Raw genomic sequence first — 12,433 nt, forward strand, 5'->3', positions numbered from 1 at the left:
CTTGTTAGTCCCTTTTCAATACGAGTTTGTTTCCATTGTAAACATATTTCACATTATCATTTTTAATAATGGTTTCATCCTTACTAGGATTTAACACTAAGCTATCTGCCTTAAAAGAGAACGTGATAACATTATCGTACTCATTGATTTTTATGATTTCCGTCAGGTACTTATCGCTAGATTGTTCTGGATTATAACCTTCAATATCGAGCGTTCCCATGTGTTTTATGGTTCCGTTTTCAAGTAGAAACGCTTCACCTCCAAAAGGATATTCAAAAGCCATTTGACAAATAATTATGGTTTTATTATTGGTATTGTTTTTATAAAAATGTGGTTGAAACAGATAAGGATCGCCTACGCCTGTGGATTCGTAAAGTATGTCATTTTTTTCATTTAAAATCAATAATCTGTCGCCCCAATTAGTATCTTTTTCATCCTTATTATCTTTATAGGCACTTAAAACTTTATAAGAATTTAAGGCATGGCCACTATTAACTTGAAAGTCTGGAATGTTTAGAGCTTCTATTTTTTTGGGTTGAAATTTAGAATAGCGTACTCCAATTACAGTACTTTCTTGTTCTTTATATTCTATATAGTTTCCGTTTTGAAATTTCAATTCCGAGGCTTGGGTATTTATAGACTCACTGTATTGACATTCTCCGTTTTCATCCTCAAAATGCTTAGTCTCCGTGATGGTGTTATTGACCAAAATATCGAGATAACCGTTTGTTTTTTCAGTTGAAACTGTCAGCGTTTTTTGTTGCTTTGCAAATTGACCTATACATTCTCCGTCCCATTCGCCACCTGAGTCTAATACCGAAAAACTTTTCATAACGTTTTTTAAGGCATTTCCTGATTTTATATATAGTGATACCTTCTCATTTTCATAAGGATTTACCCTTGAAGAACCTATATAATGCTCAGTTATACCGAAAGCAACTGTAGCTTCTGAAATTTGATATGGTGTTGCGTCTATTTTAATGGCATTTAATCTAATAGCATCAGAGGTTAAAGCCATAGGTTCTTCGCTTTTAAAGTACTTGCGATTATTATTTTCTAAATCGTTATCAGCAACTACAACATCTACATTAAGCTGTGTATAACCCTCTTCTTCATCAGTTACTCTTGGAAGGACGACAATGGTTTCCTCAGGGTTTTCGATATAAGTTCTTGAAGTGATTCGATTGGTTTTTAGTTGAATCCATTTCAAATCAAATTGCTCTAAAACAGCGTTGATTACATGATAATCTGCAATGGTTTTATGAAGGTATTCTGAATTGACCTTCTCAATCTTACCATCATTTTTAATACGGTATTCGGTTTGTTCAATTTCTTTATCATCAAACCATGTGATGTAATTTGTGGTAAGCGTATGTTTACTGATTCTGGAAACGCGTCTTGACCAACCTTCGGCAATTTCGTCATAAGACACTACTGCGTGGTCTATTAATTCACCGTCTTTGGTGTAATTGACCAATACGCTTTCCATTTCATTTTCACCTTTTTCTATGGTAATTACAACAGAAAAATAGTCCTCGTGTAATGGCAACGAATATATGCGAATTGCTCTGTAATTATGGCCTTCCTTATAAAAATTAGGATAGATGGTTTCGAGTTTAAACAGTTGTGCATCAATATCCTTGTAATCATCTGGATCTATAAAATCATCAAAATTTGTGGTTTCTATGTGCGGTAGCGTTTTGATAGAGGTTTCTTCTAAAACTTCTTTAAGGGTTAATTGCGATGCATCCGTTTTGGTTTTTGTAGCGCTTGCTTCAATATCATTAGCTTCAACAAACTCGACCACTTCTTCAACCTTTTGAGGTGTTTGATTGTGCTGTTTTTTGCACGAAAAAAAGATAATCAAGATAAGTAAATAGCTCTTTTTCATTTTTATTTAAGGGTTTCATTTTTAACTTCTCGGACCTTCATAAAAACACCAGCAAAATAGGTTGCCTTTACGGTTCTTCTGTTGTACCCAAATGCACCAACATCTTGAAATTGCAATTCTATCTGCTGATTTGGAAATTGAGGTAATTTCTTCAAGATTTTTTGGGTTTTCCATATACTTGAAGCAAAGACGATATTCAATGGCCCTTGAAACCCTATACCAAGTAACACTAATAAAGAGAGTACACCACCAAAAAATGGCTTGCGATTTAAATTATATAGAGAAATGACAAACAGCGTTGGTGCTATGCCAAGAAGACCAAAATAGACCAAACTTTTTAACGGCTGATGTCTTAACTCAATCCCGAAACCTATTTCAAGGAAAATGACCATTATAAAAATAATAAGTACTACACTTAGGAATGTTATTACTGGTATGGTTTTTAATAATTTCAAGGGCACGTTGTTACTGGACTACCGCATAATTTTTCAGAAGGCACCCAACCAGTTCCGTCTTTTGTTTTAAGTTTTATCCAATTGCAATGCATATCTAAAATGCTAAAGCCACCAGTCGTTTCTTGAGGTATGGTAACCACTTTTTTTCCTTTAGGTTTATCCAACAAATCGGTACTATATGTGAAGGCAGTATCTACTATAGATTGATGTATCCAAACTTCTACATCTGATAGCGTAAAGTTATAATAAATGCCATTTATCTCATTGACTTTAAACCAGCCATTTTTATAGCCTATAACAGTTAGCACTGAATTATCTGAGAGCTTATTATTTATTTTGAATACTATGTCTCCATTGGGCGCATCTCTTAAGTTTGAATAGATATCAGTGTCATTTATATACACTTCAAAGGGCTTAAACTCACAGTCCTGATTATCATTCTGTTGTGCTAAAAGACTATTAAACATTGCAATGCAATAGACAAAAAACAGTTTATATTTCATAGTTTTAATAGTTACTTAAATCTAAATCTTCAAAATCTTTGATTTCAGATAGTTTGATGAGTTGATTTATATTTATGATTGATTTTGTTGTTTTAAAGATTTCATCGTTACCTTCATCATCTTCATTGGTGTTTTCTCTATATGTTTTCTGTTTGGTCAAGAAATCAAGCTCAGTTATTGATTTTGTTATTGGCCCAAAAGTACGCGTGGCATTGTATTTAATTAACTTATAACTATCAACTATAAACCTAAAGGTGTAGCTCCATTGGCCATATCTGCCGTGTTCATAATTAAAAATAATATCTCCATTTTCTGTTTCTACATTTAGTTGTGGCGGATAATACACGCCACCATCTTCATTTTCGGAATAGAAGCAATCGTAATTTTTATCTACTAACCTGTAGCGATTCCCTTTTTTGAAAAGTATTATTATGCCTCTGTGATTACGATTTACCTTTTTATCAAACTGGTTAGTGACCATTTGATTGGAATCGGTCGCTTTGATGATGAGCATACAATCTTCAAATTTGTCATTATTTAAATCGGCATCTATACGTTCGTATAGCTTATAACCTTCTGGAATGAATTCTAAAACATCCCTATTTTGCAACCTGTTGGTTGCGCAACTCACCATCACTATAATGAGCAACATAGAAACAAGAATTTTACGATGGTGAATCATAGGTGTTGTTAGGAATTTATTTTAAATATTATCTATCACTTTCTCTGCAAAGTAGTGCAAGGCAAAGACTATTAAGGCTATTACGGTTATAAGATGTAGTCTTTTTATAAGTTTAAAACTGCACGTTAGGCTTTGAGGTCTAATTATTTGATAATCCATAATTATGAAAGATAAGGCAATTAAAATACCCAGAGGAACTCCTATATATAACGGTCCGAAATCAAAGAAAACTTTAAGGATATAGTCTAAACCTTCGGCAGACCTAAAATTTGGTGAAATTAAAATCCGCATATAGGTAATTCCTATGGCAATGCTTAGTACAATCCAAAGGCTATAGTTTAGTATTTGCTTCACAGTTTTAGACATTTATAAATTTACTCTAATCTATTTCATCTTCCCAATACGGTTCTATTTGCTTTTTGAAGTATTTCTCCAATGACCTTAAATCCAAATTATTAGACAACCAATAGAGTAGTAGGTATAGATCGTATTTAAACAAATTATCATCGCTAATGGTTTTTGCTTTTACAGATTCTATAAACTGAAGTATATTTTTGTCATCATCCTCATAATCGTACAAATGCACCAAATCGAAGTAATACTGTGCCAAAATTAAATCTTGAATAAAAGGGGATTGGGAATTAAGATGACTCATATAGGCGTTAAGCTCGTCTTCTGAAGCGCCCCATTTTGGAGATACAAACGAAAAGTAGTGCGCATGCAATTCTGCATTGTTTGGTGATTGCCGATCCGTTTCTTTAAATAATTGGTGTACCTTTTCTCTATTGACATCAATAGCTTTGTAGATTGTAAATAATGATGCGACACAACTTACCTTGTAGTTAGAGGTGTTTAGGTCTACTTTGAGCAGCAATTTTTCCGCTTTTTTCAAGTAACCCTTAAAGGTATTTTGGTTTTGGTTAGACACTGTATCTATGGTGTCTCTACCTCTGACTTCCCATGCCTGATGGATAAGTTGATGGCCTTTTATAATTTTTGGCAGGTCGTTATTTGGTTCTTTTACAAGCCATGCATCACTAACTGATTGCTCTCCATATTGCCCAAGACTTTTAAACCCAAAAGCTCGGTAGCTGTCATTAAAGCCTTTAAACAGCTGTTCTACGTTATGATATTCGCCCTTATTAAAATAAGCGATGAGTTGATTTAATTGTTGTTTGTTTAAATGACTGCGCATTTTAAATTTGTATCTGCCTCGCCGATTTAAAAGATTATCAATTGGGCTCCAAATACCGTATTTATCTAAAAAATACAATACGCCAAAACCTACTAAAATCCATTTAATAATTGGGTATTGATTGAAAAAGTCTAACATTACTTGTATTAATTTAATTCTTTTAATTTATAAATAAGCTATCCGTTAAAAGATATTCTCCGTTTTTAAAATAGTCTATTTTACCACAGTAATTTGCGTCAATATCATTGCAATTTTTGTAATAAAATTCAGCCAATCTATAATTGGTATACATGCCCAACTCTTCCGAAACAAAACCGCCTAAATCTTCTTCATGTTTTATAAAGTAAACCGTACCCGATTTATTGATAAAATTCAGGGAAAGCGGATTGTAATATTCATAAAAATAAATGGCATTGCGATTTGAATATGACAATTGATTTTCATTTTGAAGATCTGACATTAAGCGCTTTTTAATAATTTCAGTTATCGATGCTTTTAAAACAACATCATTGTTATCTGGATATTTTACCAAATACAAATTTGAATACACCTTAGATTGAATAAAGGTCATATTTTTAAAAAAGAAACGTCTAATTCCTAAATATGAAAGCGCAAATAACATCGCCACTATAGCAAATCTGACTCTAAATCTCGATTTAGAAATCCATTGAACACCTTTAAAACAGGCATAAATACCGAGAATAAAAACAAGAATTGCTATGCTAATCAGTACTACTTCCATGGTATAAATTTCTTAGTAAATCGATGTAATGGTGTATCATATTGCTAAACAGCATACAATTATACACAGCACCAATTTTCACTATCACTATAAAACTATGAGTTAGCCATCTTTCTACTTATAAAAATTTTAGCAAGCATCTTTTGCTATTGAGGATTTATTGTTGTAAAACCATCTACTTAAAGGATTAGAATTAATTCACTTCGCTATAAGAAATTCTAAGTAAAATTGGTTCTTCAGTTTCAATACCTTCCCAAATAGTCTCGATAGTCTCTACAAGACCGTTTTCACTGTAGGTATAAATCCATTCCGTACCAGTTGAATGACTCTTTGTCATATTGTTTGAAGAATAATTCTTTTCGAAAACAGCTAGTGTTCCAAAACCAGGAAGCGGCTCTATTTGAAAGATTTGATCTAATCCAAAATTTGGTTTTGTACCATTGTCATAGTCATACTCGTAACTTACTTCAATTGTATTCCCAGTAGGATTACCACCATCATCAAACTCTGGAAGAAGCGCAATAACTTCCTCTATGTTTTCGGTACCATTATAATTATAAGTAAACGTCGCAGTTATTCCCTCCGAAAACTTCACTACTTCTTGTATTCTGCCATTGTCATTGTAGACATAATCATTAGTCTCTACAATGCTCCCATAGTGATGCATTTCATCTTTAATAATTTGCCCTTCCTCATTGTACAACAAGTGAATTGAATGGTTAAATGATGGCATTTGAAAACTCTCAAAATCAATCTGAACAACGGTTTCGCCTTCGTATTCAAACTCGTATGTTGCTGCTAATTGGCTCTCAACTATTCTATCAAATTTTATTAGTTGGTTGTTATTGTTGTAAAAATATTCTGCCAAAAGGTTATTATTGTAATCATAGATTTTGTCTACAATAAACTGATCATTTAATTCACTAGCATTGCCATTATCATCATCGCTACACCCCATTACCAAGAAAAGGGCAATTAGTATTACAATATACTTTTTCATCTGTTGATATTTTATTGTTATTAATTGTCGGATGGAATTCACCTATAAACATTTTGATGGGTAACACCTAATTGATATAGCTCATTTCATTTCATAATTCTTAATTTGTATTACTTTAATTAAAGATGATGTAAACCAATAGCGACAGCATGGAATAGAATACTATTAAAAATAGTTCTAGTTTGTATTTCTCAATTCGTCTAATCATTTATTTCTATTGTACCACAACCTTTTTTACAACAGTGCCTCTATCAAAATTTAACCTCACAATATAAATGCCTTTAGCCCAAGTTTCAGTTGAAATATTAAAGGTGTTACCAGTAGCTATTTTAGCACCAGTGAGCGCATAGACTTCATAGTGGTTTAATTGTAAAACTTCATTGGTAACTATTTCTAATCTATTTTTTTGGGTAATTATTTTTACTGTATTGCCTAACTCAAACTCATCAATACTTAAAGCATCTTCGGTAACAGGGTTAAAGCCTGTCCATAAAGCACCAGGATCTGTAACGTAAGCTCCCAACGTGCCAGCAGGTATGTGAAGGTGAATTGTACTACGAGGCTGATTAAAAGTATCTGTGTTAAGTGAAGCACTTGTTGTTATTGTTGGTGGCACTGTACCTTGGCAATAAACATCTGTAATGGCATTTGTTCCACCCATTCCTCCAAATGCAATTAAACCTATATCTGTAACACTTGCAGGTATCGTAATTTCGTTTAAAGCACAAAAACGAAAAGCAAAGTCTCCAATTGAAGTAAGATTATTTCCTAACACAAGGTTTGTCATAGTTTGGTTTTGGGCAAAAGCACCTTCGTCAATATTAATAACACTATCTGGAATGGTTAAGGAAGCAATATCATTGATAAAAAAAGCACTTTCACCAATGTATGTAATTGAATTTGGTAATGTAACGTCAGTTAAATTGTTACTTTGAAAAGCATTGTTCCCTATTTCGGTAACAGTGTAGGTAATTAACCCATTAGGTATGGTTGCTGGGATATCTAAAACAGTTCCGCCAGCTGTATTGTAATCTACGGCTTTAACCGTACTGCTGGCAACAGAAATCACTTCGTATGTTATAAATCCATTTACATAAGTATCACCAACATTTAGGTTTTCTGTGACGGTATTAAACCCTGTCCACAGCGCACCAGGATCGGTTACATAAAGCGCAGAAGTGCCTGCCGGAATAATTAAATCAATACCACTTCGATCTCCATTAATAGTAAATGAATCATTTGGGCCACTAACTGTTGTTATTGTGGCTGGTGTTGCTGCAAGAGATGTTACGCTAGCTAATGGGTTTCCTCTAAAAGCACCAAATCCAATATTTAATACATTGCCTGGAATAGTAAGGCCAGTCAATTGATTATTTTGAAAGGCATAGTCACCAATAGTTTCTAAATTACTAGATAAAACTACTGATGTAAGATTGTTATTATCAAAAGCTTGTTGACCAATACTTACCACGGAGCTAGGCATACTAACACTAGCTATAATTGAATTAGAAAATGCAAAATTATCAATAGAGACTACGCTGTAGGTTGTGCCTCCGTTTGAAACCGATGAAGGTATATTTAAATTTATATTATTAATTGTACTTCCAACTATTACCGATACTGTTGAAGATGATGTTACATTATAGTTTATAATATTACCGTTACTATCTGTAGCTGTAAATGTTTGTGAAAATCCTAGCATGGATACACAAAACAAGATTAAAAAAAACACTTTTGTTTTAACGGTGTAACATATAGTGTTTGAGCTTTTGTAAAAAAGTGTAAAGTTTTTCATAATAAATGGGTTTAAGGTTATGGTAAATTTGTTTGTTAATAATCTGCTTTAATAAGGTCGCCATTTAAGGCATAGTAAAAGCTAAAGGTTGTACCACCGTTTTCTGGTTGAAGGTTAATCATATACTTTGCTTTAGAGATTTCTCCAGTATTAGGAAAGTTTAAACCTGCAATACTTAAGGTTGGATTGCTAAGTTGTTTTTCATCTTTTAACCTCTGTATGGACTTTTGTACGAGGCCACCAAGTTGAGACAAGCTTATGGTGTTGCCAAGTTGAAACATGTAATCAGAGGCCTTGGTACCAGCGGGAACTTCTACTGTAATATCAGAATTTTGTTGCCATATATCTTGGGTAAGATTCCATTGGCCCATTTTTAACGATTCTGGATTTTCTGTAACGGTAACACCTATAATATTGCCTATAGATTTATTATAGGTAATTGTTAAATCGGTGTAATAGGCGTCATCGCCAAATTTACTTTTCAGTTTGTTCTCAATTTCTGTAAAGCCTTCTTTGGTGGCAGGAAGGTTGCTTATAGAATCGCTACACGACACTAATAATGTTGAAGTAACGATAATGGCTAAAAACAAGCTCATCTTGTTACGTTTTGGGACATTGTAATTCATTCTACTTTAGGTTTATAGAATAAATGTATATGACAATTGTGAAGAAAGAAATACCAAAACTATTTCCAATACTTATTAATCAATAAGCGTGATAGTGTAGAAAATATTCGTGAAACTATGTATATCGCATGTCAACTAGTTATTGATATATCCCAAACATTTACTGACGGAACACTCAAACTGATGTTACAAATCAATTGAATACTCAAAAAGAGCAGTTATTTTAGTCTGAATTTCGATTTAGAAAAGCGGACACAAACTGATCTTTTTTACGGGAAGACACAGGAATTTTTTTACCGTTCTTAAGATGAATCACTCCAGATTTATCATATTTATCTATGAATTTTAGATTCACCATAAACGATTGGTGTGGCCTTATAAAATTAGCATCGTTTAAACGCGCTTCAAATACTTTTAATGTTTTTGAAATCAAATACTTTTTACCATTATTGCAATAAAACGTGGTGTATCCTTTATCAGACTCGCAATACATTAACGCATCTAAATCCACAACCTGAAAACTATCTTGAAGTGATAATATTAGTTGATTACCTTGTGTGTTCCAAACTTGTTTTGCAACATTAATCTGCTCCTTTTGTTCAATAACGGTTAACTGTTTCACTTTATTGAGCGCTACTTTTAACTCTTCTATATCAACAGGTTTTAAAAGGTAATCCACAGCACCCATTTTTAGAGCCTTTAAAGCAAACGCTTCGTAAGCCGTAATAAAAATGACTTTAAAATTAAGGTGTTGTGTTTGTTCTAAAAATTCAAATGCATCGCCATCAATTAGGTTAATATCCAAGAAAATAAGTTCTGGCTTGCAAGCATTGGCTACAATAACTGCTTCTTTTACAGATTCGCACTCACCTACTACTTTTACATCTGTATCAATGAGTTCTAAAAGATTAAGTAATCCTTTTCTTATATAGGCTTTATCTTCTACTATGATTGATTGCATTAGGCGACTTCTTTTTTGTAAGGGATTACCAATGTTACTATGGTACCTTGTTCATTATAGTGTTTTCTGTCTTCTATATGTACTGAACCATTAATATCTAAATCTTTAGACAACATTTTTAATCGCTCTGAAGTTATCGTTGTTGCTAACGACTTTTTATCTTTTCTTTTATGACCATTTGGTGTATCTATACCAATACCGTTATCTGTAATGGTACAAACCAATTTATCATCAATATTTTTAAGCTGAATATCTATTTTTCTATTGTCCTTTCGGTCTTCAAACGCATGCTCAACGGCATTTTCAATAAAAGGCTGAATAAGCATTGGCGGTATCTTGTATAACGTTTCGTCTATATTTTGATCTACTAAAATAGTATAATCATAAGATTGGCTGGCTTCGAGATTTTGGAGTTCTAAATAATTATTTACCGCTTCTAATTCTTGATTTAGAGGCACTAACTTATCTCTTGAATTTTCTAGAGTAATCCGCAATAATTTTGAAAATTTTGAAAGGTAAAAAACCGATTTTTTGTCTTCTTTATTTAATATCATGCCTTGCAAAACAGAAAGTGAATTAAAGATGAAATGTGGTGTCATTTGTGAACGCAACAATTTTTGTTCTATAACAGCATTAAGTGTTTTTGCCTTTTCATGTCTTAATTTTAAAAAGAAGATAATACCGCCTAAAATTATGGCTGTGGCTAAAAATCCGATAATCCCTAAAAATAAATTCCGTTGTGTTTTTTCTAAATCCTGTGATGTAGTTAACACCGTTTTTGTTAGTTTTAATTCATTTATACTTAAGGAATCTAATTGTTGTTTGTATTTATATTCGTATTCCAATTCGGTCATTTTCTTAATGTTTTCTTCGTTGAAAAGACTATCATTAAGCTTTTTGAAATTTTGATGTTCTTTTAGTGATTGCTCATAATTACCTAGATTTTCATAAATACTCGAAAGCATTTCTGAAACTTTGCTTTTTGCTTCAAGGAGATTCAAGTCGTCAGCTATACGCTTTCCCTTCAACGTATAGGAAAGCGCTTTTTGGTACGCTTTTTCATCGTAATAAGACTCAGCAATACCTAAATAATTAGCAGCTAATGAATATTGGTTATCGTTTTGTAAGCTTATTTCAGTAGATTTTTCAAAACTCTTACGCGCTTTTTCTGGTTGTTTGAGTAATAAATTAATTTCGCCAATACTGTACAAACAATTAGAAATTTGTCCTAGGTCTCCAATTTCTCTGCTTAATTTCAGAGATTCGTTAATATATTCTAGTGCTTTGTTATAGTCCTTCTTTTCTGTATAAATATGACCTATGTTACCTTTGTTTACTGCAATAAGGTCTTTGTTTCCAATAACTTCTGCTAGTTGGGTTGATTTTTTATGATATTCTAGGGATTTATCAAGCTTTCCAAGAGATCTATAGCTATTACCTAGACTATTTAATGTTTTTGACATGCCTATAGTGTCACTCAGCTTTTCTTTGTAAAGTAATGACTGATGGTAATAATCCATAGCTTTATAATGATTTCCTTGTTCGCTATAAATATGTCCTAAACCATTTAGGGTGTAGGGTATACCATATTCGTGATTAATGGCTTTACTTAGCTTTAGTGTCTTTTCATAGTATGAAATGGCTTCTTTATACTTACCTGTTTTAGCATAGATATTTCCTATATTTAGATATCCGGCCACCAATTGTTCTTGTGCTCCCAAGCCTTCATAAATAGCTATCGCTTTTTTTAAATTATCTAAAGCTTCGATATTTTTAGATTGCAGTAAGAAGTTAACACCAATAGAATTGTAAGAAGAGGCTATACCTTTTCTATCGTTTAAATCTTTAAATAATTCTAAGGATTTTTGAAAATAAACTAAACTTTGATGATAATGAGATGTTCTACTCGCCATAATACCTTTTAAGGATAAGATATCAGCTTTTCCTTTTCGGTAGTTTAGCTTATTTGAGAGCGCTTCTGCCTCTTTTATGTAAGTATTTGTGAGGCCTGCATCTTTCTGATAAAGAGAGAATGCCAAATCATACAAGAGTGTCACTCTAACCGTATCCTTTTTTTTATGATTTTGCAACTCTAACTTAAGACTATCAATTTTAGCATTTTGTGAAAACCCAGCCAGTGGTAAAAGTACAATAGTAATTAAAAAGTATATGCTTTTCATGAGTTCAATACATAATTAAATACGCTGTATAATCCTCATCATGAAAAGTAAACAGGTATAATTTTAGCTAAGTAACAATTAAATTAATATAAAAAATCAAAATACTAATATGTAATTCTGTAAAACACAGGGAATCTTTTTCTGTAGTCTTTAAACCCATATGCGTTGCCCTAGAGTTAATATCCGTGATTGATTATTAGGCAGTTTTTATTTGCACCACCTATTATGTCCACTCAATGTCCTTAAAGATAAATATGATGTCCACTTATTGTCCATATCGTATTTTTCTTTTCAATAAAATAGAACCGTAATTTTAAAAAGTCATAGAGTTTATGACAACCAGTTTTGTGGTGCCTTGCGCTGGATTAGGCTGCAGACTACCAGTTGCAAGTCGCTACAAAAG

At 32.6% G+C, this 12,433-nt stretch carries 12 protein-coding genes; all 12 read right to left on the reverse strand.

Going from position 1 to position 12,433, the window contains the following annotated elements; all coding sequences use genetic code 11:
- Positions 1-4: 4 nt before the first annotated feature.
- The 12 genes from BWZ20_RS04540 to BWZ20_RS04595 all read right to left on the reverse strand — a co-directional run bounded on the left by BWZ20_RS04540 (position 5) and on the right by BWZ20_RS04595 (position 12,030).
- Positions 5-1,891, reverse strand: coding sequence for a hypothetical protein (locus BWZ20_RS04540; protein WP_076616935.1), 1,887 nt, complete (start codon positions 1,889-1,891; stop codon positions 5-7).
- A gap of 2 nt (positions 1,892-1,893) precedes the next feature.
- Positions 1,894-2,346 carry a hypothetical protein gene (locus BWZ20_RS04545; protein ID WP_157358317.1) on the reverse strand — a complete coding sequence of 151 codons (453 nt, stop codon included), beginning with the start codon at positions 2,344-2,346 and terminating at the stop codon, positions 1,894-1,896.
- Positions 2,343-2,849, reverse strand: a complete 507-nt coding sequence (locus BWZ20_RS04550; protein WP_157358319.1) for a hypothetical protein — start codon at positions 2,847-2,849, stop codon at positions 2,343-2,345. Before BWZ20_RS04550 ends, BWZ20_RS04545 begins: the two co-directional genes overlap by 4 nt.
- Before the next feature lie 4 nt (positions 2,850-2,853).
- Positions 2,854-3,531 (reverse strand): hypothetical protein, encoded by a 678-nt coding sequence (locus tag BWZ20_RS04555; RefSeq protein ID WP_076616943.1) that lies wholly within the window; start codon positions 3,529-3,531, stop codon positions 2,854-2,856.
- A gap of 21 nt (positions 3,532-3,552) precedes the next feature.
- Complete coding sequence (locus tag BWZ20_RS04560) at positions 3,553-3,885, reverse strand: hypothetical protein (RefSeq protein ID WP_157358321.1); 333 nt, start codon at positions 3,883-3,885, stop codon at positions 3,553-3,555.
- A 25-nt stretch (positions 3,886-3,910) separates the two neighbouring features.
- Positions 3,911-4,864 (reverse strand): hypothetical protein, encoded by a 954-nt coding sequence (locus BWZ20_RS04565; RefSeq protein ID WP_076616948.1) that lies wholly within the window; start codon positions 4,862-4,864, stop codon positions 3,911-3,913.
- Between the two features lie 22 nt (positions 4,865-4,886).
- On the reverse strand, positions 4,887-5,468 hold the full coding sequence (locus BWZ20_RS04570) for a hypothetical protein (RefSeq protein WP_076616951.1): 582 nt from the start codon (positions 5,466-5,468) through the stop codon (positions 4,887-4,889).
- A 193-nt stretch (positions 5,469-5,661) separates the two neighbouring features.
- Positions 5,662-6,468, reverse strand: a complete 807-nt coding sequence (locus tag BWZ20_RS04575) for a hypothetical protein (RefSeq protein WP_157358323.1) — start codon at positions 6,466-6,468, stop codon at positions 5,662-5,664.
- Between the two features lie 214 nt (positions 6,469-6,682).
- Positions 6,683-8,263: a leucine-rich repeat domain-containing protein gene (locus BWZ20_RS04580; RefSeq protein ID WP_083677150.1), complete on the reverse strand. Its 1,581-nt coding sequence runs from the start codon at positions 8,261-8,263 to the stop codon at positions 6,683-6,685.
- 35 nt (positions 8,264-8,298) lie between these two features.
- Positions 8,299-8,889, reverse strand: coding sequence for a hypothetical protein (locus BWZ20_RS04585; RefSeq protein ID WP_076616961.1), 591 nt, complete (start codon positions 8,887-8,889; stop codon positions 8,299-8,301).
- 223 nt (positions 8,890-9,112) lie between these two features.
- Positions 9,113-9,850, reverse strand: a complete 738-nt coding sequence (locus tag BWZ20_RS04590; protein WP_076616964.1) for a LytR/AlgR family response regulator transcription factor — start codon at positions 9,848-9,850, stop codon at positions 9,113-9,115.
- On the reverse strand, positions 9,850-12,030 hold the full coding sequence (locus BWZ20_RS04595) for a tetratricopeptide repeat protein (protein ID WP_232217142.1): 2,181 nt from the start codon (positions 12,028-12,030) through the stop codon (positions 9,850-9,852). Before BWZ20_RS04595 ends, BWZ20_RS04590 begins: the two co-directional genes overlap by 1 nt.
- Positions 12,031-12,433: the final 403 nt, after the last annotated feature.

Origin of the sequence: Winogradskyella sp. J14-2 (assembly GCF_001971725.1) — a bacterium.
In the GTDB taxonomy this organism is placed as follows: Bacteria; Bacteroidota; Bacteroidia; order Flavobacteriales; family Flavobacteriaceae; genus Winogradskyella.